At 71.4% G+C, this 24,080-nt stretch carries 25 protein-coding genes and 1 tRNA gene; 19 read left to right on the top strand and 7 right to left on the bottom strand.

Annotated elements, in window-relative coordinates; translation table 11 throughout:
* Window positions 1–49: 49 nt before the first annotated feature.
* From G6045_RS12625 to G6045_RS12605, 5 genes are all read left to right on the top strand, one after another.
* Window positions 50–1,582 carry an alpha/beta hydrolase gene (locus G6045_RS12625; RefSeq protein ID WP_165331995.1) on the top strand — a complete coding sequence of 511 codons (1,533 nt, stop codon included), beginning with the start codon at window positions 50–52 and terminating at the stop codon, window positions 1,580–1,582.
* 104 nt (window positions 1,583–1,686) lie between these two features.
* Complete coding sequence (locus G6045_RS12620; RefSeq protein ID WP_165331994.1) at window positions 1,687–2,865, top strand: NAD(P)/FAD-dependent oxidoreductase; 1,179 nt, start codon at window positions 1,687–1,689, stop codon at window positions 2,863–2,865.
* A 42-nt stretch (window positions 2,866–2,907) separates the two neighbouring features.
* Entirely contained in the window at window positions 2,908–3,843 is a 936-nt protein-coding gene (locus tag G6045_RS12615; RefSeq protein WP_165331993.1) for an RNA polymerase sigma-70 factor, read from the top strand.
* A 138-nt stretch (window positions 3,844–3,981) separates the two neighbouring features.
* Window positions 3,982–4,602: a LysE family transporter gene (locus tag G6045_RS12610; RefSeq protein WP_165331992.1), complete on the top strand. Its 621-nt coding sequence runs from the start codon at window positions 3,982–3,984 to the stop codon at window positions 4,600–4,602.
* Between the two features lie 116 nt (window positions 4,603–4,718).
* On the top strand, window positions 4,719–6,152 hold the full coding sequence (locus G6045_RS12605; protein WP_165331991.1) for an MFS transporter: 1,434 nt from the start codon (window positions 4,719–4,721) through the stop codon (window positions 6,150–6,152).
* A 6-nt stretch (window positions 6,153–6,158) separates the two neighbouring features.
* Here G6045_RS12605 and G6045_RS12600 read toward each other — a convergent pair whose 3' ends face one another.
* A complete protein-coding gene (locus G6045_RS12600) occupies window positions 6,159–6,797 on the bottom strand; it encodes a TetR/AcrR family transcriptional regulator (RefSeq protein WP_165331990.1) in 639 nt (212 codons plus the stop codon).
* Between the two features lie 170 nt (window positions 6,798–6,967).
* Between G6045_RS12600 and G6045_RS12595 the strand changes: the two genes are divergently transcribed.
* Complete coding sequence (locus G6045_RS12595) at window positions 6,968–8,407, top strand: MFS transporter (RefSeq protein ID WP_165331989.1); 1,440 nt, start codon at window positions 6,968–6,970, stop codon at window positions 8,405–8,407.
* A gap of 33 nt (window positions 8,408–8,440) precedes the next feature.
* Here the strand turns inward: G6045_RS12595 and G6045_RS12590 are convergent, their stop codons facing one another.
* Entirely contained in the window at window positions 8,441–8,995 is a 555-nt protein-coding gene (locus G6045_RS12590; protein ID WP_328707743.1) for a DUF6817 domain-containing protein, read from the bottom strand.
* Window positions 8,992–9,342, bottom strand: coding sequence for a PRC-barrel domain-containing protein (locus G6045_RS12585; RefSeq protein ID WP_165331988.1), 351 nt, complete (start codon window positions 9,340–9,342; stop codon window positions 8,992–8,994). The genes G6045_RS12590 and G6045_RS12585 overlap by 4 nt, the downstream gene beginning before the upstream one ends.
* A gap of 206 nt (window positions 9,343–9,548) precedes the next feature.
* Between G6045_RS12585 and G6045_RS12580 the strand changes: the two genes are divergently transcribed.
* The 8 genes from G6045_RS12580 to G6045_RS12545 all read left to right on the top strand — a co-directional run bounded on the left by G6045_RS12580 (window position 9,549) and on the right by G6045_RS12545 (window position 15,812).
* Window positions 9,549–9,893 (top strand): hypothetical protein, encoded by a 345-nt coding sequence (locus tag G6045_RS12580; protein ID WP_165331987.1) that lies wholly within the window; start codon window positions 9,549–9,551, stop codon window positions 9,891–9,893.
* A 140-nt stretch (window positions 9,894–10,033) separates the two neighbouring features.
* On the top strand, window positions 10,034–10,891 hold the full coding sequence (locus G6045_RS12575) for a SigB/SigF/SigG family RNA polymerase sigma factor (RefSeq protein ID WP_165331986.1): 858 nt from the start codon (window positions 10,034–10,036) through the stop codon (window positions 10,889–10,891).
* A gap of 147 nt (window positions 10,892–11,038) precedes the next feature.
* The gene (locus G6045_RS12570) at window positions 11,039–11,401 is read left to right on the top strand and encodes an STAS domain-containing protein (RefSeq protein ID WP_165331985.1); all 363 of its coding nucleotides are present in this window, start codon (window positions 11,039–11,041) and stop codon (window positions 11,399–11,401) included.
* Window positions 11,398–11,811: an ATP-binding protein gene (locus G6045_RS12565; RefSeq protein ID WP_165331984.1), complete on the top strand. Its 414-nt coding sequence runs from the start codon at window positions 11,398–11,400 to the stop codon at window positions 11,809–11,811. The genes G6045_RS12570 and G6045_RS12565 overlap by 4 nt, the downstream gene beginning before the upstream one ends.
* Before the next feature lie 216 nt (window positions 11,812–12,027).
* Window positions 12,028–13,758 (top strand): PP2C family protein-serine/threonine phosphatase, encoded by a 1,731-nt coding sequence (locus G6045_RS12560; protein WP_165331983.1) that lies wholly within the window; start codon window positions 12,028–12,030, stop codon window positions 13,756–13,758.
* Window positions 13,759–13,789: 31 nt separating this feature from the next.
* Entirely contained in the window at window positions 13,790–14,881 is a 1,092-nt protein-coding gene (locus G6045_RS12555; protein WP_165331982.1) for a cobalamin B12-binding domain-containing protein, read from the top strand.
* Window positions 14,878–15,291: an STAS domain-containing protein gene (locus G6045_RS12550; protein WP_165331981.1), complete on the top strand. Its 414-nt coding sequence runs from the start codon at window positions 14,878–14,880 to the stop codon at window positions 15,289–15,291. Before G6045_RS12555 ends, G6045_RS12550 begins: the two co-directional genes overlap by 4 nt.
* Window positions 15,288–15,812: an ATP-binding protein gene (locus tag G6045_RS12545; RefSeq protein ID WP_165331980.1), complete on the top strand. Its 525-nt coding sequence runs from the start codon at window positions 15,288–15,290 to the stop codon at window positions 15,810–15,812. The genes G6045_RS12550 and G6045_RS12545 overlap by 4 nt, the downstream gene beginning before the upstream one ends.
* Window positions 15,813–15,827: 15 nt before the next feature.
* Here G6045_RS12545 and G6045_RS12540 read toward each other — a convergent pair whose 3' ends face one another.
* The gene (locus G6045_RS12540; protein WP_165331979.1) at window positions 15,828–16,346 is read right to left on the bottom strand and encodes a pyridoxamine 5'-phosphate oxidase family protein; all 519 of its coding nucleotides are present in this window, start codon (window positions 16,344–16,346) and stop codon (window positions 15,828–15,830) included.
* A gap of 128 nt (window positions 16,347–16,474) precedes the next feature.
* A tRNA-Thr gene (locus tag G6045_RS12535) sits at window positions 16,475–16,548 on the bottom strand.
* A gap of 187 nt (window positions 16,549–16,735) precedes the next feature.
* On the opposite strand from G6045_RS12535, the gene G6045_RS12530 reads away from it, so the two are divergent.
* Together G6045_RS12530 and G6045_RS12525 are read left to right on the top strand one after the other, a co-directional pair.
* Window positions 16,736–17,251: a SigE family RNA polymerase sigma factor gene (locus G6045_RS12530; protein ID WP_165331978.1), complete on the top strand. Its 516-nt coding sequence runs from the start codon at window positions 16,736–16,738 to the stop codon at window positions 17,249–17,251.
* A gap of 109 nt (window positions 17,252–17,360) precedes the next feature.
* Window positions 17,361–18,746 carry a hypothetical protein gene (locus G6045_RS12525; protein WP_165331977.1) on the top strand — a complete coding sequence of 462 codons (1,386 nt, stop codon included), beginning with the start codon at window positions 17,361–17,363 and terminating at the stop codon, window positions 18,744–18,746.
* A 68-nt stretch (window positions 18,747–18,814) separates the two neighbouring features.
* Here G6045_RS12525 and G6045_RS12520 read toward each other — a convergent pair whose 3' ends face one another.
* On the bottom strand, window positions 18,815–20,509 hold the full coding sequence (locus G6045_RS12520; protein ID WP_165331976.1) for a bifunctional 3'-5' exonuclease/DNA polymerase: 1,695 nt from the start codon (window positions 20,507–20,509) through the stop codon (window positions 18,815–18,817).
* Window positions 20,510–20,715: 206 nt separating this feature from the next.
* On the opposite strand from G6045_RS12520, the gene G6045_RS12515 reads away from it, so the two are divergent.
* Window positions 20,716–21,555 carry a nitrilase-related carbon-nitrogen hydrolase gene (locus G6045_RS12515; RefSeq protein ID WP_165331975.1) on the top strand — a complete coding sequence of 280 codons (840 nt, stop codon included), beginning with the start codon at window positions 20,716–20,718 and terminating at the stop codon, window positions 21,553–21,555.
* A gap of 95 nt (window positions 21,556–21,650) precedes the next feature.
* On the opposite strand, the gene G6045_RS12510 is transcribed toward G6045_RS12515, so the two are convergent.
* Window positions 21,651–22,469 (bottom strand): NAD(P)H-binding protein, encoded by an 819-nt coding sequence (locus G6045_RS12510; protein WP_165331974.1) that lies wholly within the window; start codon window positions 22,467–22,469, stop codon window positions 21,651–21,653.
* A 47-nt stretch (window positions 22,470–22,516) separates the two neighbouring features.
* Here G6045_RS12510 and G6045_RS12505 point away from each other — a divergent pair, with 47 nt between their 5' ends.
* Together G6045_RS12505 and G6045_RS12500 are read left to right on the top strand one after the other, a co-directional pair.
* Window positions 22,517–22,930, top strand: a complete 414-nt coding sequence (locus G6045_RS12505; RefSeq protein WP_165331973.1) for a winged helix-turn-helix transcriptional regulator — start codon at window positions 22,517–22,519, stop codon at window positions 22,928–22,930.
* Window positions 22,927–24,060, top strand: a complete 1,134-nt coding sequence (locus tag G6045_RS12500; protein ID WP_328707742.1) for a DUF2786 domain-containing protein — start codon at window positions 22,927–22,929, stop codon at window positions 24,058–24,060. The genes G6045_RS12505 and G6045_RS12500 overlap by 4 nt, the downstream gene beginning before the upstream one ends.
* Window positions 24,061–24,080 lie beyond the last annotated feature (20 nt).

Here is a 24,080-nt window from a genome sequence, read left to right as displayed (position 1 = left end):
TACGAGGCGGACTTGCTGCACTCTGCGACCGCCCCATTACTCTCGGTGGATGCGCACCAACGCCCCCCTCGCCCGTACCGCCGCCGCGCTCCTCGCGGCGGGGCTGCTCATCTCCGGCTGTTCCGGGGGGAGTTCACCGGATCCCTCGGCCCAGTCCTCCCTCGACTCCTCGGCCCAGGACGCCCTCGAGGCGTACTCCGCACAGCAGTTGAAGTGGCGCGAGTGCGGCGTCCCCGGTTTCGAGTGCTCGACCCTGAAGGCGCCCCTCGACTACACGAAGCCGGACGACGGCGAGATCAAGCTTGCCGTCTCGCGCAAGAAGGCCACGGGCCCCGGCAAGCGCATCGGCTCGCTCCTGGTCAACCCGGGCGGCCCCGGCGGCTCCGCGATCGAGTACCTCCAGGCGTACGCCGCCCTCGCCTACCCGGCCCCGGTCCGCGCCCGCTACGACATGGTCGCCGTCGACCCGCGCGGCGTGGCCCGCAGCGCACCCGTCGAGTGCCTCGGCGACAAGGAGATGGACGCGTACACGCAGACGGACGTCACTCCGGACGACAGCCGTGAGCAGGATCAACTGGTCGCCGCGTACAAGGAGTTCTCGCAGAGCTGCGAGAAGCGCTCGGCGCGGATCCTGCCCCATGTCTCCACCGTCGACGCCGCCCGTGACATGGACCTCCTGCGCGAGGTCCTGGGCGACGGGAAGCTGCACTACGTCGGCGCCTCCTACGGCACCTTCCTGGGCTCGACCTACGCCGAGCTCTTCCCCGAGAAGACCGGCCGTCTGGTGCTCGACGGCGCGATGGACCCGTCCCTGCCCGCCGAGCAGATGAACCTCGACCAGACCGCCGGCTTCGAGACCGCCTTCCAGTCCTTCGCCAAGGACTGCGTCAAGGAGAGCGACTGCCCGCTCGGCACCACGAGCCCCGAGGACGCGAGCCGTCGACTCTCCGCGTTCTTCAAGGAGTTGGACGCGAAGCCGATCCCGGCCGGCGACCGCGAGCTGGGCGAGTCCCTCGCGACGACCGGCGTGATCGCCGCGATGTACGACGAGGGAGCCTGGCCCCAGCTGCGCGACGCCCTCACCTCCGCGATGAAGGACAAGGACGGCTCGGGTCTGCTGCTGCTCTCCGACAGCTACTACGAGCGGCAGCCCGACGGGAAGTACGGCAACATCATGTTCGCCAACGCGGCCGTCAACTGCCTCGACCTGCCTGCCGCGTTCACCTCCCCCGATCAGGTCGAGAAGGCGGCCCCCGACTTCCAGAAGGCCTCACCCGTCTTCGGTGAGGGCCTCGCCTGGGCCGGTCTGACCTGCGCGTACTGGCCGGAGAAGCCCACCGGTTCGGCCCACCGCATCGAGGCGAAGGGCGCCGCCCCGCTCCTTGTCGTCGGCACGACCCGCGACCCGGCCACCCCGTACAAGTGGGCCGAGTCCCTGGCGGACCAGCTGGCGACCGGCACGCTGCTCACGTACGACGGCGACGGGCACACGGCGTACGGGCGCGGCAGCGACTGCATCGACACGGCGATCAACCGCTACCTCCTCGAGGGCAAGGTCCCGGAGGACGGAAAGCGCTGCTGACCGCTGCGTGACGCAGGTCACATCCCGGCTCCTGTCACATCCGCGCGGTGTCGTCTGTCCCATGGGCGACACCGCAAGCGGAAGAGACCGCCAAGGAGCCCGCCATGAACACCACCGCGCACCGCATCGTCGTCCTCGGCGCCGGCTACACCGGCATGATGACCGCCTTCCGGCTCGCTCGCCGCACCCGCCGCACTCCGGGCGTACGGATCACTCTGGTCAACCCTTCGCCCCGCTTCACCGAGCGGCTGCGGATGCACCAGATCGCCGCGGGCCAGGAGCTGGCCGACGTCCGGATCACCGAGCTGCTCGACGGCACCGGCATCGAGTTCGTCGAGGGCTGGGCCACCGCGCTCGACGCCGAAGCCCGTGAGGTCCAGGTGTCCGGGACCGAGCAGCCCCTCGCGTACGACACCCTCGTCTACGCACTCGGCAGTTCGACCGACACGAGCCTGGTGCCGGGCGCCGCCGAGCACGCGTACACCCTCAACGACCCGCGCACCGCCCGCCGGATGTCCCAGAAGCTGACCCGGCTCGCGGAGCGGGGCGGCTCGGTCACGGTCAGCGGCGGCGGGCTCACGGGCGTCGAGGCCGCGGCCGAGATCGCCGAGGGGCACCCGGGGCTGAACGTCACGCTGCTCAGCCGTGAGGTGCCCGGTTCGATGATGGGCCCCAAGGCGCAGGCGTATCTGCTCGCGGCCCTCGGCCGGCTCGGCGTCACCGTCCGCTCCGGTGTGACCGTCGCGAAGGTGCTGCCCGCCGCGGTCGAGCTGGGCGACGGTGAACTCCTGGCCTCCGACGTGTCGTTGTGGACCGCGGGCGTCCGCGTGCCGCAGCTGGCCGCCGAGTCGGGGATCGCGGTCGACGCGGCCGGGCGGATCCTGGTCGACGGGGACCTGCGTTCCGTTTCGCACCCCGAGATCCACGCGATCGGGGACGCGGCCCGTGTCGAGCAGGCCTGGGGCACGCTGCACGGCACCTGCCAGTCGGGGATCCCGACGGCCGCGTACACCGCGGACGCGATCGCGCGGCGGCTGCGCGGCCGGACGGTGAAGCCGTTCCGCTTCGGCTACATCCACCAGCCCGTCAGCCTCGGCCGGCGCGACGCGGTCATCCAGTTCACCCGGCCCGACGAGACGCCGCGGCGGATGTATCTCAAGGGCCGCAGCGCCGTGTTCTACAAGGAGACGGTCAGTGCGAGCCCGGTGCAGACGTACAAGCTCACCAAGAAGCTCGCCGGCGCGGCCCTCTGGCCGCAGGGCGGCCGGGCGACGAAGGCGTGAACTGTCTTGAGGGAAAGCCCAGTTGGCTGCGAGGGTGGCGCGATGCCGGACGATCGCGCCACCGACGAACCGTTCCTGGAACACCGCCGTCTGCTCTTCGCCACCGCCTACCGGATGCTCGGCAGCGTCGCCGACGCCGAGGACGTCCTCCAGGACACCTGGCTGAGCTGGTCGAAGACGGACCGCTCCGATGTGGGCAACGCCCGCGCGTACCTCGTCCGCACGGTCACCAACCTCTGTCTGAACAGGCTGGCTTCGGCCCGCGCCACCCGCGAGACCTACGTGGGGCCCTGGCTGCCGGAGCCGCTCCTGACCACCCCCGATGTCGCCGAGGAGGCCGAGATGGCCGAGTCCGTCTCCATGGCGATGCTGGTGGTCCTCGAGACCCTCGGGCCCGTCGAGCGCGCGGTGTTCGTCCTGCGTGAGGTGTTCGGCTACTCGCACGCCGAGATCGCCGAAGTCCTCGGCAGGTCCGAGCAATCGGTACGCCAGACCGCCCACCGCGCCCGCTCCCACGTGCAGGCCCGCAGGCCGCGTTACGAGGCGGACGGCGCCGAGCGCGAACGGGCCACCCGGCTGTTCCTGGAAGCCGCTTCCGGCGGGGATCTGAACGGGATGATGGCGCTGCTCGCCCCCGACGTCACCTGCTGGTCGGACGGCGGCGGCAAGGTCACCGCGGCCCGGCGCCCGCTGCACGGCGCGGACGCGGTCGCGCGCTGGGTGCTCGGCGTCCTCGCGAAGCCGGACTACGCGGCGATGACCGTGACCCCGACCGTCATCAACGGCGACCTTGGGCTCCTGTTCGGCATGGACGGCGCCACCATCGGCACGCTGTCGTACGAGGTGTCGTCCGACGGGCTGCTCCATGATCTGCGGTTCCAGGTCAACCCGGACAAGCTCGGTGGCGTACAGCAGCCGGGGGCCCTCGGAAACCAGCCGGGGACCCTCGGAGATCAGCCGGGGGCCCTCGGAAATTGAGTTGCCCCGCGCGCCGGGCCGCGGCCACCATCCCCGCATGACAACCCTTCACGCCGCCCTGCCGCTGACCGCCGCCACCCGCCCGGTGCGCGCGCAGCAGCAGCCCGGCCGTCCCTGGAGGCCCGAACTGCCGCTCGCGTGACGGCGGCCCTGGTCGCCGGGCTGCTCGCCGGGTATGGCATCGCCATCCCGGTCGGCGCCGTCGCGACCTATCTCGTCGCCCTCACCGCCCGCACCTCCCTGCGCACCGGAGCCTCGGCCGCGCTGGGCGTCGCGAGCGCCGACGGCCTCTACGCCCTGATCGCCGCCCTCGGCGGCACCGCACTCGCCCCGCTGCTCGCCTCGGTCACGACTCCCTTGCGCTGGGCCTCGGCCTGCGTGCTGCTCGCTCTGGCGGTACGGGGGGCCGTCACCGCGGTCCGCCAGTACCGAGGTGGCGCCGCATCCGGCCGCGAGGTGCGCGAACTCACCTCACTCCGGGCCTACTTGAGCCTCCTCGGCATCACGCTCCTCAACCCGGTGACCGTCATCTACTTCACCGCGCTCGTCCTCGGCACGGGCCCCGGATCGCCTTCCGGGGCCGCCGAGCAGACCGTCTTCGTGCTCGCCGCGTTCCTCGCCTCCGCCAGCTGGCAACTGCTGCTCGCGGGCGGGGGAGCGCTGCTCGGCCGGCTGCTCACCGGACGGCGGGGGCGCCTGGTGACGGCGGTGGCGTCGAGTGTGCTGATCGCGGGGCTCGCGGTGGGGGTGGTGGCCTGAGCCCGTCGCGCACACCCTCACATAAAAGGGTCTGAGGTTCCATTAGTAGGTCACCCCCTGCTACGGTTCCGGCATCGCTTAACGGAGCGACTGAACCGTTTAGGGGGTTGCTCGCTATGTCCACCACCACCGAGTCCCCGGCCACCGCGCCGGGGACCCTGCCCCAACTCCGTATGACCGGACGGCAGAAGCTCGTCCTCACGCTCCTGCTCGGCGCCCAGTTCATGATCGCCGTGGACTTCTCGATCCTGAATGTCGCGCTGCCCGTCGTCGGCGAGGGGCTCGGCTTCTCGCTGGGGCACCTGCAGTGGATCGCCACCTCGTTCGCGCTCGCCGCCGCCGGATTCACCCTGCTCTTCGGGCGGATCGCGGATCTCTTCGGCCGCAAGCGCCTCTTCCTCGGCGGGATGGCCCTGCTCGGCGCCTCCTCCGCGCTCGGCGGCTTCGCCACCTCACCCGAGGTGCTCCTGATCGCCCGCGTCCTGCAAGGCCTCGCGACCGCCGCCGTCACCCCGGCCGGGCTCTCGCTGCTCACCACGGCCTTCAAGGAAGGTCCGCTCAGGGAAAGGGCGTTGGGGCTCAACGGCGCCCTGATGTCGGCCGGTTTCACCGCCGGCGCGATCCTCGGCGGGCTGCTCACCGACCTGCTCTCCTGGCGCTGGGCGTTCTTCGTCAACGTCCCCGTCGCCCTGCTCGTCCTGGTCCTCGCCCCCTCCGTGATCACCGAGTCCGGCCCGCGCGGCCGCGCGCGCCTGGACGTACGAGGCGCATTCGCCGTCACCGGTGGACTGCTCGCCCTCGTCTACGGATTGACGCAGGCCGGCGAGACCGGCTGGACCCGGCCCACCACCCTGCTCGCGCTCGGCGCGGGGCCGGCCCTGCTCGTCGGGTTCTGGTTCGTCGAGAAGCGGGCCGCGGCGCCCCTCGTCCCCGTGTCGATCCTCAAGCGCCGCTCCGTGATCTGGGGCAACACCGCGGGCCTGATCGCGTTCGTCACCGAGACCTCGCTGGTCTTCCTGCTCACGCTCTATCTGCAGGAAGTCCTCGGCTACTCCGCCCTGTCCACCGGTCTCGCCTTCGGCGTCCTCGGCGTCGGCACCGTAATCGGCGGCACGCTCGGCGGCCGGATCGTGGGCCGCCACGGCAACCGGCGCACCATCGTCGCCGGCGGCATCGTCCAGGCGGTCGCGACCGCGGCTCTTGTCGCTCTCGGCGCCTCGGGCGGCTGGATCTGGCTGCTGCTCGCGGCCACGTTCGTGGGCGGCGTCGGCAACATGCTGGTGATCGTCGGCTTCATGGTCACCGCCACCTCCGGCCTGCCGGACGAGGAGCAGGGCCTGGCCACCGGGCTCGCCACGATGACCCAGCAGGTCGGCATCGCGCTCGGCATCCCGGTGATGAGCGCGCTCGCCACCGCGCGGATGGGCGGGGCGAGCGGCTCCGATGCCGTGCTCGACGGGGTGACCTTCGCGATCCTCGTCAACTCGCTGCTTGTGCTGGCCGGTTCGGTGCTCGCCGCACTGTTCCTGCGCGAGCGCAGGGCACGCTGAAGACCGCTACACGTCGGGCCACCCGCGTCGCAGATGCTCGAAGACCGTTTCGAGCGCGCGGCGCGGGTGCGGTTCGAGTGAGGCCAGGTCGGGGATCTCCAGGACGAATCGGGCGAGCACGCGCAGGGAGAGATCGCCCTCGGGCCGTCCCGCCTCCTCGGCCATGACCTTCGCGAGCGGCTCCTCGCACGAGACCCACAACTGCCGTGCGTAGGCACGCAACTTGGGAGTGCTCGTCACGAACTCGACCTGCTTGCGATACGCGTGGTCCTGATCCTCCGAGAAGATGCCGCGTCCGGCGAAGAACTCCTCCAGCGCATCGAGCACCGACTCGCCCGCACCCCGCTCGCGGACCGCCGCCGCCAGTGAGGCCGCTCGTTCGCTGCCGTCGCCGAGGATCAGCGCCTCCTTCCCGCCGGGGAAGTGCGCGAACAGCGTGGTCACCGCGGTGTCGGCGCGCTCGGCGATCTGCGCGACGGTCACCTTGTCGAAGCCCCGCTCCAGAAACAGCTCGAGCGCGGCATCGGACAGCGCCTTGCGCGTCGCCGCCTTCTTGCGCTCGCGGCGCCCGGGCTCCTTCGGGCCTGTCGGCCCCGTCGCCTCCTTCGGCGCCGCCGGCTGCTTCTTCGCTGCTGTCTCTGCCATACGTCCAGCTTAGCGGAGCGACCACACTCTCGTATCCGATCCAAAACTGTAGCGATTGCGGTTTCGTAGCGACTGTGTTTTTCTGGATACGTGGCCACCGCGCCGCCCGACTCCGGGCCCCGCCCTTGCGCCGCACCATCCCGGTCCCACCCGCGCAAAGGAGCCCCGTCATGTCTGCCGTGACCGAAACCCCCTCCCTCGAGCCGCCCCGGACGGCGGCCTCCCTCTCCCGTACCGCCCTGTGGCTGATCCTCGGCCTGGTCCTGCTCGCCGATGCGCTCGACATGATCGACGCGACCGTCACCAACATCGCGGCGCCGACGATCGTCAACGACATCGGCGGCGGTGAATCCCTGATCAAGTGGCTCGGCTCCGCCTACGCCCTGGCGATGGGCGTGCTGCTCGTGGTCGGCGGCCGGCTCGGCGACAAGTACGGCCAGCGCCGGCTCTTCCTGATCGGCATGGCCGGCTTCACCGTGGCCTCCGCCGTCGCGGGCCTCTCGCCCGACCCCGCGGTGCTCGTCGTGGCCCGTGCGGTGCAGGGCGCGTTCGGCGCGCTGATGATTCCGCAGGGCATGGCGATCCTGACCAAGACCTTCCCGCGCGACATGCTGCGCAAGGCCTTCCAGCTCTTCGGCCCGCTGCTCGGCCTCGCCTCCGTGGGAGGCCCGGTCCTGGCCGGCTTCGTGATCGACGCCGACTTCGGCGGCCTGTCCTGGCGCCCGGTGTTCCTGATCAACCTGGTGCTCGGCGTCGTCGGCCTCTTCGCCGCCACCCGGCTGCTGCCGAAGGACGGCGGCGACCACAGCACGTCCGTCGACGGACGGGGCGCGGGACTGCTCGCCGTCACCATGTTCGGCTTGATGTTCGGCCTGATCGAGGGCTCCACGTACGGCTGGAGCGCGCTGTCGCTCGGCTCGCTCGCCGTCGGCGCGGTCTTCCTCGCGCTCTTCGCCCACCGTCAGCGCACCGCCGCCAACCCCCTGATCAAGCCCACGCTGCTCAAGAACAAGGGCTTCACCTCGGGCCTCTTCGTCGGTCTGCTCTACTTCGCGGTGACCAGCGGCCTCACGTACGTGATCTCGCTCTTCATGCAGCAGGCCCTGCACGCGGACCCGGGCGACACCGCGCTCGGGATGCTGCCCCTGACGCTCGGCATCATCGTCGCGGCCTTCGCGGGCATGGCCCTGGCCTCGAAGCTCGGCCGCACCCTGGTCCTCATCGGCATGCTCCTGACGATGGCGGGCGCGGGCTGGCTGCTCGCTCTGGTCCTGGCCTCGGGCCTGTCCGTCAGCCTGTGGGCCCTGGCCCCCGCGGTCTTCCTGACCGGTCTCGGCATGGGCGCCTGCTTCGGCACGATCTTCGACATCGCCCTCGGCGACATCGACCCGGACGAGGCCGGCAGCGCGTCCGGCTCGCTCACGGCGGTCCAGCAGCTCGCCAACGGCATCGGCTCCGCCACCGTCACCACCCTCTACTTCCACTTCCTCGGCGACGGCTCGGCCCACGCCATGACGGTCAGCCTGATCGTGGTCCTCGCGATCACGGCCGCCTGCCTGCCGGCCCTGCGTCTGCTGCCGCGCCGGGCCGCGGAGGGGGTGGGGCACTGAGGGGGCCCGTCGCGTACGAGGGGGGCCTGGCCGTCACGCCCTCCCCGTACGCTTTTCGCTCCCGAGCACGTCGACGCAGGACTGCCACGCGGCGGGGCTCAGGGCGGGGCGCATTCCGGTGAAGAGCTTCAGAAGGCCGTCCCCGTGACGGCGCCGGAAGTCCTCGTCGAGGGCGGCGAGGTCCAGCTCGTTCGCCGCGGTGAGCTCCGCGAAGTCCCGCTGCTCCTGGGGCGCCGGGGCGCGGGTCCCGCCCGTGAACCGGTCCCGGTAGGCGCCGAGTCCGCGATACGTGACCTTCCGGTCGCACGCCGCGTAGAAGTACACGAGCTCCTCGGCCTCGCCGCCGATCGCGGACGCCAGTTCCCGGCGCCGCTCCAGGGGCAGCAGCGCCGAGGCGAACCCGTCGGTCCCGTAGAACGCATGGCACAGACCGGCCCGTTGCAGCGCGGGCCGCGCACCCCACTCGGCGAGCTGCTGCCGTACGCGCAGCAGGTGGGCGAGCAGCGTCCCGCCGGGGTGTTCCAGGGTCTCGGCGCCGCACTGGCGCAGGAGGCGCAGCGCGGGCCGGAGTTCGGGATCCGCTGTCACGTCGTACCGCGCCCGTAGTGCGCGTCGATGCGGGCCCGATAGCCGGGGTCCGTGACGCGCAGGTCCCGGTCGAAGGGCGGAGCGTCTCTGATCAGGTCCCGGTCCTGGGGGACGTGCAGGACACCGGCGATCCGGTCGATGTCGGTCACGGCCCAACAGGGCAGCAGCACCTTCTTGTTGAACAGGGTCCCGCCCGTGTTGACGACCAGATGGTCCGGCGCGACCTCCTCGGAGTACGGGTCGACCTCGCCTGCGGACCCGTCACCGGCCTGCACATCGAAGCCGATCACGTCGGCGGGCGCGAAGGGCACGTTCCCAGGAGGGGGAAGGAGCGGGCTGTCCGTCATGGCACTTCCTCTCCGGCGCGTACGGCGGCGGTACGCACCGATGGCTCGGATGGCACATCTGATGTCCCGGAGGGCGCTGCCGAAACGTATACCTGAGAACCAAGTAGCCCTGGAGGCGCCGGAGTTGACGGCATGTATCCGTGCTGTCGGATGTGGCGTCGCGTGATGGATTGTTTGCGGATGCGCGAGGCGGCTATTCGAAGGCCATGGCGAACACACGGCAGAAGGACGAGACGACCGCAGGCACCGCAGCCAAGACCACCGCGGGTGCCGCCAAGACGACCGCAGGCACCGCCAAGACCACCGCAGGTGCCGCCAAGACGACCGCAGGCTCGGCCCTCGGCAGCGTCCAGGCGAAGGCGGCCCCGGTGGTGAGTCACGCGACCACCCTGGCAGCGACCGCGTGGACCGCCGTCCGCGCGCGCAAGCTGCTCACCACCGCAGGGACGGTGGGGGCCGCCACCGTGGCCGCGACGGCCTTCGCGGCCGGCCGCCGCTCGGAGCGCGCCGCCCACGGGCCGCTCACACGCCTCACCGGCGGCCGTATCTGATCCGTATCCGATCCGAGCAATTCGCGTCATCCATAAACACAGTTCCGCCAGAACATGTGTGAGAAGCATGGACAGGGGCAACTGGATCCGGCGGCAGCAGAACGCGAGCGGCAGTTGACCCACGAGCGGAGGGGAAGGACATGCCCACCCACACGGTTTCAGCACCCGTGCGAGAGATCGCGCCCCAGGAGCTGGCCGATCTTCCTGTCGTGGACCCGGCGTCCGTGGCACCGAAGGACGCGCGCGAGCTCTCCAAGGCGTTCTTCGACAGGCTGCACAGCCTCGAAGAGGGCACCCGGGAGCACCAGTACGTACGCAACGTGCTGATCGAGATGAACCTCTCCCTGGTCCAGTACGCCGCCTCGCGGTTCAAGCACCGCGGACCGCAGGAGATGGAGGACATCGTCCAGGTCGGGACGATCGGCCTGATCAAGGCCATCGACCGCTTCGACCTGACCCGCGAGGTGGAGTTCACCTCCTTCGCGGTGCCGTACATCACCGGCGAGATCAAGCGCTTCTTCCGCGATACGACGTGGGCGGTGCACGTGCCACGCCGGCTCCAGGAGGCGCGGATCGAGCTGTCGAAGGCCACCGAGGAGCTGCAGACCCGCCTGGGCCGCACGCCCTCCGTGCAGGAGCTGGCCGAGCTGATGCAGCTGGAGCCGGCCGAGGTGGCGCAGGTGCAGATGGCGGCCAACGGCTACAACGCGTCCTCGCTCGACGCCTCGCTGGCCGGTCAGAACGACGACACCGAGTCCCCGCTCTCCGCCTTCATCGGCGCCGAGGAGGACGCCTATGAACGCATCGAGGACTTCCACACGCTGGCCCCGCTGATCGTCGAACTCGACGAGCGCGATCGCACGATCATCCACCTCCGCTTCGTGGAGGAGCGCACCCAGCAGGAGATCGGCGAGGCTCTCGGCTGCTCCCAGATGCATGTCTCCCGTCTGCTCAACCGCATCATGAAGCGGCTCCGCAAGGAACTGCTCGCCACCTGAACCGTCCGGCCGAGGGGCCGCGGAGGCGCGTATGCGCTTCGCGGCCCCTCGCTTGTGCCCGCGCACTTTCCCGTGGGGGTGGGTGAACGAGGCATGAGACGTGCGCTGTTGGGAACCGGGTCGTGACGGTTATCGAAGGAGAGTGGAGTGGACCTCAGTGATCACTGGCTGGGTGTCGGGGCGTCCTGCGCCCGCGGCCCGCTGTGGGTGATCGAGCTCAAGGGAGACTTCGACCACGAGAACGTCAACGACGTCGCGGAGGCCACGGCCCATGCCGCGCGGGAACACGACGGCCCGATCGCCTTCGACATGGAGGCGTTGACGTTCTGCGACTCCTCCTTGCTCAACCATGTGCTGCTCGTGACGCGCCGCCGCAGGGTGCTGCTTGTCGCGGTGCCGCCGCCGGCCCTGCGGCTGTTCGAAGTCACCGGGACCGACGGGTACTTGGAGATGTTCGAGACGGTCGAGGACGCCGTGCGCGCGGTGGCCGGCGGAGAGGAACTGCCATGAACGACGGGTCCATCAAGGCGGTGGGGTGGGCACGGTCCTTTCCCATCGGCGCCGGGGTGAAGGCGGCACGCGACTGGACCCGCGAGCGCCTGGACGACCTCGGGTGGTCGCGTACCGACCCGGATACGGCCGACGACGTGCTCCTTGCCGTGTCCGAGCTCGTCACCAACGCGCATGTGCACGCGCACAGCGCCGCCCAACTCGTGCTGGCCTGGGACGCGGAGTGTCTGCACGTGACCGTGCACGACGCGTCCCCGCTCCCGCCCGAGGCCCGCGAGCCGGGCGCCGACGCGCTCGGCGGCCGGGGTCTGCTCCTGGTCGACGCGCTCGCCGACACCTGGTCCGCGTACCCGTGTCCCAAGGGCAAGGACGTCACGGCCTGCTTCTCGCCGTCCGCCTCTGCTGGGTGACGGGTGACGGGTCCGACGACCGTCGCGCGCCTTTGCGAAGGGTCCAACTCGCGGGTGAACGGGAGCGTCCGGGAGCCGCGTCCGCGCTGGTCGTGCGGTGGTGAAGCGAGCGAGCCCGAAGGAGGGCGGGTGCGCTTCCCGGCGGGCGCGTACGTTGGAAGGAACGATTCTCGTACGAGAAAGGGCGGTGGGTGTCGCGGTCGCGGCGCCCGGACCATGGTCTCCTTCCCGGAACCGACGTACGCAAGTGACGCCTCGCGGGCGCGCACGGCCGCACGCCATCCGTCGATCGCCGTCGACGCGGCGGGCCTTGTGGTGTCCGTCAGCGGCGAGGCGGGCGTGCTGCTGCCCGCCGCACACCCAGGGGCCCGGTTCGCCGACGTCGCACCGGACTGGCTCGTACGCGCCCACGAAGACCGCGCGACCCCGGGCGGCGACGCGTTCCCGCAGCCGGCGCGCGGGCGGATCGGCGACCGCGGTGTGGACGCCTTTCCCGGCCGTACGGCGCAGGGTGCGCTGCTCTGGTGGCTGGCCGACGACGCCGAAGTGTCCTCCTTGCGCGCGCAGTTGGACTCCGAACGTCAGCGGTCGCGGCTGCTCCAGGAGATCTCGGGCGAACTGCTCGCGTCCCTGAACGTGGACCGGTGCATGGAGGTCACCGCCCGTCTGGCGGCGCAGCACCTCGCCGACGCCGTCGCCATCGTGGGCGTCAGCGGCGGACGCAGCCGCGCGGTGACGTGGTGCGTCACCGGGGGAGGGGCCGTACAGGAACGGGTCGCGGTGAACCCGGAGGAGATGCCGGGACTGCCCGAGGCGCTGCTCGGTTTCCCGCCCGTGCCCTCCCGCTGGATCGACCCGCTCCAGGTTCCGGCCTGGGTCGTCCCCGAGGAGTTCGGCGCCGCCGACCGGATCGGCTCCGTGGTGGTGGTGCCGTTGCCCGGGCACGGTCTGCCGGCCGGGGCCGTGGTGCTGCTGCGGCGCTCCCGTGAGGCGGCGTTCACCGAGGCCGAGGAGGCGTTCGCCCGGCTGTTCGCGGCGCGGGCCGGGGCGGCCCTGTCGGCCGCGCGCGTCTACGCGGAGCAGACCCGCATCACCGGCGTGCTGATGCGGGACCTGCTGCCGCCCGAGATCGAACGGGTCCAGGGCATCGACTTCTCCGGCCGCTACCGCGCCGCGACGGCGAGCGAGCGGATCGGCGGGGACTTCTACGACGTCTATCCCGCGCAGGCAGCGCAGGCAGCGCAGGCAGCGCAGGCAGCGCAGGCAGCGCAGGCAGCGCACGAAGCGCAGGAAGGCGGCCCGCCGGACGAGACCGCGGAGACCTTCGCCGTCCTGGGCGACGTCGCGGGCAAGGGCCTGGAGGCTGCGGTCCTGACGGGCAAGATCCGTAACACCGTGGAGGCCCTGCTCCCGTTCGCGGCGGACCACGAGCGGCTCCTGACCCTGCTCAACAACGCCCTCCTGTCCTCCCACCACACCCGCTTCGCCACGCTCGCCCTGGTCTCCGCGCGGCGCGACGGCAGGCTGGTGCGGCTGCGCGTGACCAGCGCCGGCCACCCTCCGCCACTGATCGTCCGTATGGACGGCAGGGTCGAGGCCGCCGACACGAAGGGCACGCTGATCGGCGCCCTGCCGAGGATCAGCGTCAGGACGGCGTCGGTCGAACTGGCGCCGGGAGAGACGTGTCTGCTGTACACGGACGGCATCGCGGAAGCCCGTGGAGGCCCGCTCGGCGACACCATGTTCGGCGAACGGCGGCTGAGCCAGGTGCTCGCCGAATGCGCCGGCCTCCCGGCGGAAGCCGTCACGGAACGGGTGCAGATGCTCGCCTCCCAGTGGGTAGGCGACGGAAAGCATGACGACATGGCGCTGCTGGCCGTCGCGGCGCCGAGAAACGCCCACCTCACGGCGGTGGACGGGCATACCCGGGGCAGGTTCACGGCATGACCACGATGCGTATCAGGAGCAGGTTCACGGCATGACCACCATCAGCGGGGAGACGGTCGGCCTTGCCGAGTCGAGCGACCGGTTGTGGGACGCGCTGATCCACTGCGACGAGACGCACGCGGTGGCCACGGTGCGTACCGCGGTCTCCGCTGTCGACGGTGACGTATGCGCGGCGGTGGAGCACGTGCTGCTCGGACTGATCGCGCCGGCCCAGGCACGCGTCGGACGGGCCTGGGCCGCGAACGAACTCACGGTCGCCCAGGAGCACGCGGCCACCGCGATCAACGAGCGGTGCGTGGCCGCCCTCGTCGACGCCGCAGCGGACGCGCTGCCCGCACCGTCCCGCGGCCGGGCCGTCGTGGCGTGCGTGGACGGCGAGTGGCACGCGCTGCCCGCCCGGCTGGTCGCCGAGGTGCTGCGGTTGCGCGGGTGGCGCGTCGACTACCTGGGCGCACAGGTCCCCACCGACCACCTCGTGGCCCACCTCCACGCGAGTGGTGCCGAAACGGTGCTGCTGTCCTCCTCCCTGCCCAGCCGTCTGCCGACCGCCCACTCGGCGATCAGCGCCTGCCTGGCCATAGGAGTTCCGGTGGTCGCGGGCGGAGCGGCCTTCGGGCCCGGGGGCCGGTACGCGCGCCTGCTGAAGGCGCGGTGGGCCGGCGACGCCGCGGCAGCCGCCGATCTGCTCGCCCAGGGCCTGGAGCGGCCGCGCCCCGGAGCGGCCCGCCTGCCCGACCTGGACCTTCCGCATCTGACGGACCAGGAGTACACGATGGTGCGCCGGACGAGGACACAGCTCGTCAAGCAGGCGCTCGCGGATGTGGAGAACGGATTCGCCGCGATGCGCTCGTACGACGAGCGCCGGCGCGAGCGGACCGCGGAGGACCTCGACCACATCGTCGGCTTCCTGGCCACGGCGCTCTACGTCGACGACGCCGAACTGTTCACGACGTTCGTCACCTGGACCGCCGGCATCCTCTCGGCCCGCGGCGTACCGCCGCAGTGCCTGCTCCCCGCCCTGGACTCGCTGCGCCACCAGTTGGGCGACTTCCCTCGTGCGGTCGGCATCCTGACGGCCGCACGCCGCGCCCTGGTGGTGCCCCGGCCCGGGCGGGCGGCATGAGCGGCCGGGCCGGTCTCCAAGTGACCGTCGCCTGGCGCGAGCCGGTGCTGACCGTGCGCGCCGTCGGTGCGCTGGACTTCGACACCGGCGAGGACTTCAGCCGGTGGACGTCCGAGGCGCTGGCCGACCATCCCGGCGCCCGCACGCTGTGTGTGGACTGCGCCGGCCTCGACCACGTCGACTCGACGGGGCTCTCCGTACTCCTGATGCTCCGCCGCAGACTGCGGACGACGGACGTCGAACTGCGGCTCGCTCACCGCAACACTGCTCTGCAAAGACTCCTGGAGATCACCGGAACGCTCGACCACTTGACCGATGTGCCCGACGACGGCACCGCGGCCCCCACCCGGTCCGCGGACACGCCCGAGGCCTCGTACGCCGACAACTCCGGGCACGGACCGGCCTCTTGACCCCCGCCGACCACCGCGACCACGGGGAGACCTCCGACGAAACGGCATGGTCCGCGGCGGAATCGGTGGCGGAATCGGTGGCGGATTCGGACCTGGGGGAGGCTGCTGAGCCGGACCGGGACGACCTCCCCTCGGGTGCGCAGGCCCGTCACCTGGTGCGGACGGTGATGCTCGAGCACGCCGCCTCCTTGGGGATGGCCGAGGTGCCGCAGGAGCGCCTGACCGACGCCCAACTGGTGTGCTCGGAACTGCTGTCCAACGCGCGCCGGCACGGCGGCGGACTCACCTCGGTGCGGATCTGGGCCGAGGACGGCCACGTCGTGATCGCCGTGGCCGACGAGAACTGCACGCTCCCGCTCTCCCCCCATCGCACCGCGGCCGAGCCGGGCGGCTTCGGCTGGGCACTGGTCCGTCGCGTCACCACCCGCACGACCATCCACCTGCGACCCGACGGCCAGGGCAAGACCATCACCGCCCACGTACCGCTTTCGGCTTCAGGGCCGGCGCCCGGCCGGCCCTGAAGCCCCTGTCCGGCGTCACGTGCCGGTGAGCTTGTCGAGGTCGGGGGCGTAGACGGTCATCCAGTGCGGGTTCAGCCGGTAGTAGACGACCTCGCGGTTCCAGTCGAAGGTGTCGTCGCCGTAGAAGTCCTTCAAGTAGGCGAGGAGTTCCTGCCAGTCGGCCGTGGTCCCGGAGTCCTCGGGGTTCATCTCCTCCACCGTGCCGTGGGTGAACACACCGAGGTCCTCGCCGCGCAGGTGCGCGACGCTGGCGGCCGGACGGGCCGCGAGATGACGGGCCTTGGCGGCGTTGCGCGCCGTGCCGAAGTGCCACCGGCCGTGCAGGAAGTGCCCGTCGACGCCGCTGATCCGCGGTTCGCCCTTTGCGGTCACCGTGGAGAGGGCGAGCGTGCACATGCCGGTGAGGACCCCGGTGAGCTGCGCCGCCGCGATGGTGCGGCCCTCGACGATCGAGCGGAGGTGTGCGGTCGAGCCGGAGAGGGAGGAGTCGAGGAGGGACTGGAGCCTGTCGAGTTCTTCTGGGGTTTCGCGCATACGTCCATCGTCGGCCGTAAACCCGACATCCTCTGTCGCCATTGATGAAGCAGCGGTGAGGTTGTCGTCGCCCGCCCCGGACATGAAAAAGCCCCAGGTCACGGCGAGTGAGTCCTGGGGCTGATCCGAGCCGCCTTCGGGATTCGAACCCGAGACCTACGCATTACGAGTGCGTTGCTCTGGCCATCTGAGCTAAGGCGGCGCCGCGGGTGATGCGTGGAAGAACCTCTCCCCGTGGGAAGAGGTTCGCATCAGCAGCGACGCCAAGTCTACAGGGTTAATCCGAGTGCCCTCGACCAGCGTCGGAGAGCTGTGGCGGACGGCGTGAAACATTTCCGGGGCCCGCCGCATCACATAGGTAGAGGCACAGCGCGGCGGACGGGGAGGGCATGCGGCGGTCGGGGGAGTCGGAGCAGGCGTATCTGGAGTTCGCGGGGGCGAGATCGCGCCAGCTGTATCGGTCGGCGTGCCTGCTGACCGGTGGGGACACGCATCTCGCCGAGGATCTCGTGCAGGAGACCCTCGGGCGGATGTACCTGGTCTGGGGGCGGGTCGCGCGGATCGGGAATCCGGCGGGCTACGCCCAGACCGTTCTCGTACGCAGCTATCTGGCGCACGCCCGCCGGCGCAGCAGCGGCGAGCAGCCGGCGGCCGTGCTGCCGGACGGTCCGGGGCGGCCGGAGGCGGATGCCGTTCTGCGGCTGACGCTGCTCGACGCCCTGCAGCAGCTGTCCGCCAAGGACCGGGCCGTGGTGGTCCTGCGGTACTGGGAGGACCGGTCCATCGAGGAGACCGCGGATGTGATGCATGTCAGCTCGGCGGCGGTGCGCACCCGTTCCACGCGGGCGCTCACACGGCTGCGGGAACTGCTCGGCGGCGGCATCGGGGAGTACGCCGGGCGGTGAGGGAGTGGGCCGGCCGGTGAGAGAGGTCGGTCGGTGAGGGATCAGTGGGACGGTCACGCCACGCGGCTGCGCGGCGGCGCCATGTCGAGATGAGGGGATTTGGTCACGTATGTCGTACGAGGATGAGTTCGGCGAGGCGCTGCGGCGTACCGGCGAGGAGTTCAGCACGGATCCGCGGGCGCTGGTCGAGGCCGGGCACGCACGCGGCCGGCGCCTGGTGCGCAGGCGGCGTGCCACCGTGTTCGGCGGTGCGGCGGCGATCGCGGCCATCGCCGTGACGAGTGCCGTGGTCCTGCCGGGGCTCGGGGGGCAGGGCATGGAGTCCGCGGCTCCGGCGGGCAGCACGGAGAGTGCCCCCGCCGCGAAGGGCGGGGAGGACGCCGCGGCCGACGAGGGCGAGAAGGCCAAGGAGGGCACGAAGACCTCCGGTGGCCACGTCGGCGCCAAGGAGCTGATCGCCACGCTCACGTCCCTGCTGCCCAAGGGGGAGGTCAGCGCCGGGTACGGGCACGGGACCGACGACGAGCGGGCGAATCCGAATGCCGGGGTCACCTTCGACGACGGCAAGGGGGCGGCCGCGATCCGGATCGCGTTCACGCGGCTCGGCGAGGAGGAGCGGCAGGTGGCCGAGGACATGACCACCTGCCCGGACAAGGCCCTGGTCGCGTACGACACATGCGAGGTCGACAAGCTGCCGGACGGTTCGCGGCTGATGGTCTTCAAGGGGTACGACGTGCACGGGAGCCAGAAGGGCGGCACGAAGTACTGGCAGGCCGTGCTGGCCACTCCCGAGGGCCATGTCATCGACGCGGGTGAGAACAACTCCACCGCCGAAAAGGGCGCGCCTGTCAACCGCCCCCAACCGCCGCTGACCGCGGCGCAGTTGAAGGCGATCGTCACCTCCGACAAGTGGGACCCGGTCTTCGACGCCCCGGAGAAGCGGCAGCCGAAGAACTCCGACAGCTCGGGCAGTGATGACCCGGCCAAGAGCGATGCCGGCAAGGTCGACCCCGGCAAGGGCGGTGACACCGGCAAGGGCGACTCCGAGGGGAACGAGGCGCCTGCCTCGCCCGAGCAGCAGGCGATCCGCTCCACGCTCATCGGGCTCCTGCCCCAGGGCGTGAAGGTCACCGCGCAGGGCGGCGACGGCGAGTTCGCCTACGTCGTGGTCGACGACGGCAAGGGCGCGAGCATGGTGCAGATCAATGTGCAGCCGAACATGGACGACGTCCGTGGCGAGCTGTTCAACGGGGCCGAGGAGCTGCCCGACGGCACCGTCTTCAGCTGGCGTGAGAGCGGTGGCGACAAGGGTGTCGACGGTGCCGTGATGTGGACCGCGGACACGTTGCGTCCGGACGGCCTGCGCGTCGTCGTCAGCGCCTTCAACTCCGGTACGCAGCACGACGCCCCGTCCCGTGAGACCCCGGCCCTGAGCAAGGAGCAGCTCAAGTCCCTTGCCACCAGCGCCAAGTGGGCCGAGATCGCCGGCCAGTGATCACGTGGCATCCGTGTAGCAGGACACCAAGCGATAACCAGGCGTCCGCGTAACAGGGCACCAAGCGATCACTTGGCGTCCGCGTAACAGGACACCACCGCCGTACTGAACGGAAACCGCACCGGCGTCTCGCCGAACGTGATCCGGTTGGCCTCTTCCGCGGCCGACCGGATCGCCTCGGCGACCGCCGGTGCCTCCGCTTCGGGACAGTGCACGATCACCTCGTCGTGCTGGAAGAAGACCAGCTCGGCGGCGAGACCGTCCGCGTGCATCGACCGGCGCAGGGCCGCCATCACCAGGAGCGTCCAGTCGGCCGCGCTGCCCTGGACCACGAAGTTGCGCGTGAAGCGGCCGCGGGCACGGGAGTTGGTCGAGGCATAGCCAGGGACCCAGCCCTCGTCCTCCCCGGCCGCCGGTTCGGGGGCGTCCTGCGGGATGCCCGCCTCCTCGGCCTCTCCCGACCCGGCCGCCGGCGGGCAGGTGCGCCCCAGCCAGGTCCGTACGAGACGGCCTTCCTCGCCCGCGCGAGCGGCGTCGTCCACGTACGCGACCGCGCGGGGGAAGCGCCGCCGCAGCAGGGCCAGATTTTTGAGGCCGTCGCCCGAGGTCTGCCCGTAGACCGCGCCGAGCACCGCCAGCTTCGCCATCTCGCGGTCACCGGAGAACGCCTTGTCCGACACGGCCTGGTACAGATCGCCCGGCCGCCCCGCCACCTCCATCAGGCCCGGATCGCGGGAGATCGCGGCCAGGACCCGCGGCTCCATCTGGTCGGCGTCCGCGACGACCAGCTTCCAGCCGGGGTCCGCGACCACCGCGCGCCGGATGACCTTGGGGATCTGCAGGGCGCCGCCGCCGTTGGTCACCCAGCGCCCGGTCACCGTGCCGCCCGGCAGGTACTCGGGACGGAAACGGCCCTCGCGCACCCAGTCCTGCAACCAGGACCAGCCGTGCGCGACCCAGATCCGGTACAGCTTCTTGTACTCGATCAGCGGCTTCACGGCGGGGTGGTCGATCGACTCGATCTCCCAGCGCCGCGTCGACTTCACCCGCACCCCGGCCTGCGCGAAGGCCTTCACCACGTCGGCGGGCAGGTCAGGACGCACACGTCTGCCGAACGCCGCCGAGACCTCGTCCGCCAGCTCCGCGAGCCGGCGCGGCTCGCCGCCGCCCGCATAGCGCTCGCCGAGCAGCTCGGTGAGGACCTCGCGGTGGACGTCGGCGCTCCAGGGCAGGCCCGAGCGGTTCATCTCGCAGGCGATCAGCATCCCGGCCGACTCGGCCGCGGTGAGCAGCCGCATCCGCCCCGGATGCCCGGCCGCTTCATGGCGCTTCAGCTGCTCCGCGTACACCTCGAGGAGCTCTTCCAACGCCACGGGTACGGGGCGGGGCTCGAAGAGCGAGGACTGGGATCCGGGCTCGGCCGCGCGCTGGGGCGGGTCCGGCGGCACAGGTCCGCCGCGCAGGCGGGCGAGGGCCGCGGCGGCCGAGCGGGGTTCGCCGAGCCGGCCCTCGTGCGCGAGCAGCAGGGATTCGGCGTCCTCGATGTCGTAACAGCGCTCGACCCGCACGCCCGCCGCGAGCAGCCGTGGGTAGATCCCGAAGGTCGAGCGCCACACCCAGCGGGTCACCTCGGGCCGGCTGCGCACGGCCCCGGCGAGGTCCGGCTCCCGCAGGATCTCGCCGTCCGGGCGGCCGTCCTCGGTCAGCGGGACGAGACGGGCGCCCCCGTCGTCCTCGCTGATCGCCCACCTCCTCGCGTCCATGCCCGCGAGTCTGTCAGCGGCCACTGACAGCGGGCCCTCTCCGCGGCCGGAGTCGGCTCTCATCGATGCCGACAGCAACCTGCGGCCCAGATCTCTCGAACGCCGCACAGGCCGAGATCTGCGAGGATTTGTCCGTACGGAAAGCGGAGCAATCCATTCCGTACGCGAGACAGACGCACCAGCACCCCTCCCAAGGAGCCCCCGACATGCGCGTGGCCCTCGCCCAGACCGACTGCGAGCTCGGCGATGTCGAGAAGAATCTGGCCATCGCGCGCGAGCAGATCGAACAGGCCGTGGCGCAAGGGGCGAACCTGGTCGTCTTCCCCGAGCTCAGCCTGCACGGCTACCACCTGGGCGGCCTGAAGCGGGACGAGTCCATCGCGGCGCAGGACCCGCGCGTCCTGGAGCTGAGCACGCTCGGCGCGGACGTCATGGTCGGCATGCACGAGCACACCAGCCTGCGCGCGTACAACACCTCGGCGTACTACAGCGAGGGCGCCCTGGTGCACGCGCACCGCAAGCTCTACCTGCCGAACTACCTGGCCTGGGAGGAGCGCAAGCACGTCAGCCCCGGCCAGAACATGCGCGCCTACGACCTGCCCCGCGGTGTCGGCCGCGCGGCCACCCTGATCTGCAACGACGCCTGGCAGCCGGTGCTGCCGTGGCTCGCCGTGCAGGACGGCGCCGAGGTCATCATCGTGCCGACGAACAGCGCCGCGAGCCTTGACCCGGAAGCTATGGACACGGGCCTTTACTGGGACACCTTGCTTTCGTACACCGCCCGCATGCTCCAGTGCTGGGTGGTCTTCGTGAACCGCGTCGGCAACGAGAACGGCGCCACCTTCTGGGGCGGGTCGAGGGTGGTGGACCCCCGGGGCACGGTCGTCGCCCAGGCCCCCAAATGGGAGCCCGGCCTGGTCACGGTCGACATCGACGTGCACGAGGCCCGCCGCCAGCGCCGCGCCGTCCCGCTGGTCGCGGAGGCCCGCCTGGGCATGGTCGGCCGCGAGGTCCGCCGCCTGATCGACGAGGGCGGCGACAGCTGAGGCACCCCGCCCCCGATAGGGGGACCGATCGTCCACCGGAAACCCGGACGAACCGGATATCCGCTGGACAGCAGGTCCCCCTATCGCACGGCCTTCTATCGCACGGCCTTCGCGTACGCCTCCAGGGCCGGACGCGGGTCGCGGGTCAGGAGGCGGCGCAGGTCTCCGCCGGGGACTCCGGTTCCGTCCAGGAAGCCGGCCCGGATCGCCGAGTACGTGCTGAGCAGCATCGGCACCTGGAACGGCAAGGCCTGACCGGCCCCTGAGATCGCCGCCCGGGTCGCCTCCAGAGTCGCCGGTTCGTACGAGCCGTCGACGGCGGCCGCCAACTCGGCGCCCCCGAGCGCCTCCTCACCCACCAGCTCGTAGGTCCGCCCGGCGTGCGCCGACGCGTCCAGCGCCACCCGCACCGCCACCTCCGCGAGGTCCTCCCGCGCCACCGCCGCGAGCCGTCCGTCCCCGAGCGGCGCCGCGATCGTGCCGTCCACGCCAGGTGCGGCGACGGCCGCGAGGAACTCGGCGTACAGCCCGTTCCTCAGCACCGTCCACTCCAGCGAGGAGGCGCGAAGCCGGCGTTCGGTCCAGCGGTGGGCCAGTGCGTACGTGAGGTGGTCGCCGTCGCCGCTGAGGCTGGTGTAGACGAGGTGCCGCACGCCGGCCTGCTCGGCGGCGGAGATCACAGCCTCGTGCCGCGCGATGACCACATCGTCCTCGGCGGCGCCCGCGGAGATCATCAACAGGGTGTGGACACCGGCGAAGGAGGAGTCGAGCGAGGCCGGATCGTCGAAGTCGACCCGGCGCTGTCCGGGCCCCGGAGAGCGGGTGCCCACGACGACGTCGGAGCGGTCCGCGAGCAGCGGGGACGAGGTGACGAGACGGCCGAGAGCGCCCGTGGCGCCGGTGATCAGAAGCATGGACTTATCGTGGCGGGGGCCGTCCGGCCGCGTAAGGAGGCACTTTCATGTCACCAGGGCACACCGGTGTAACCACCTCGGGTGCGCAGGACCCGGTGATCGTCTGCGAGACCCCGCAGGACGAGTGCGGCGTACGCGATGTCCTGGACCGTCTCGGCGACAAGTGGTCGATGTACGTCATGGTCGAGCTGACCGCGGGCACGCTGCGGTTCAAGGAGCTGCAGCGGCGGATCCACGGGGACGTGTCGCAGCGGATGCTGACCTTGACCTTGCGGCGTCTGGAGCGGGACGGCCTGGTGACCCGGACGGTCTACGCGACGGTCCCGCCCCAGGTCGAGTACGCGCTCACCGACATGGGCCGCAGCATGAGCCACCTCCTCAAGTCCCTGGCCGACTGGTCGATCGCCCACCGCCCGGCCATCGCCGAAGCCCGCGGCGCGTACGACGAGAGCCACCCGTGACCGACTCAGTGACCGACTCGGTGACCCGCGCCTTCAAGGCCGCCCTTTACGCATCGGACGACACCTCGCTCGACACGGGCGCCGCGCTCCTCGCGGCCGATCTCGCCTCCGTACGGGAGGCACGCGCGCGGGGCGCGGAGTTCGTCACGCAGACGTGGCGGCGCGGATGGCAGCCCGCCGATGTCGTACGGATGGTGCGCCGCGAACTGTCCGAGGAGCACGCCCGGCTGGCCGCCGGCCTGATCCTGGACGAGACCCGGCGGTACCTGGACGGCCTTCCGGCCCGCTGGGACGACCAGCTCGCCGCACTGCCCGCGCGGGGCGAACCGTCGGACCGGTTCCTGCACGCCACGGCCCTGTTGGAGCTCTACCGGCTGCTGCTTCGCCTGCCCGGCATCGAACCGGTGGGCCCGGTCCCGGGCGCTCCCGCCCACCTGCCGCCGCCGTCCTCCCACGAGCCGCGCATGCTGACCCGTATCCGCGCGCTGCTCGCGAAGGCCGAAGGGACCGACTTCCCGGAGGAGGCCGAGGCGCTGACCGCCAAGGCCCAGGAGCTGATGGCCCGGCACAGCGTCGACGAGGCGCTGCTCGCCCACCGCGAGCACTCGGCCGAGACGCCGGCCGCGTGCCGGATCGGGGTGGACGCTCCGTACGAGACGGCGAAGGCGATCCTGCTCGACGCGGTGGCCACGGCGAACCGCTGCCGTGCGGTGTGGAACGAGTCCTTCGGCTTCTCCACCGTGGTCGGCTTCGCGCCCGATCTGGAGATGGCCGAGGTGCTCTACACCTCGCTCCTGGTGCAGGGCACGGCGGCGATGGCCAAGGCGGAGGCGGCCCAGCGCTCGGGCGGCCGCCGCCGTACGAAGACCTTCCGCCAGTCCTTCCTGATGGCGTACGCGCACCGGGTCGGCGAACGTCTCGCCTCGGCCTCGGACCAAGTCACCGCCGAGGACAGCTCGTTGCTGCCGGTGCTCGCGGCGCGGGAGGTCGCGGTGACGGGCGCGGTGGACGAGATGTTCCCGTCGACACAGCGGACGCGGGTACGGGGAGTGGACGACGCGGCGGGGTGGGAGCACGGACGGGCCGCGGCGGACCGGGCTCGTGTACAGGGCGGCTCCGGAGCGTCCTAGTCTCGCCCACAGCCCCACCC

The organism is Streptomyces mesophilus (assembly GCF_011044995.1).
GTDB lineage: Bacteria > Actinomycetota > Actinomycetes > Streptomycetales > Streptomycetaceae > Streptomyces > Streptomyces mesophilus.
The sequence above is the reverse complement of the archived record's forward strand: the minus strand, read 5'-3'. Positions and strand labels throughout refer to the sequence as shown.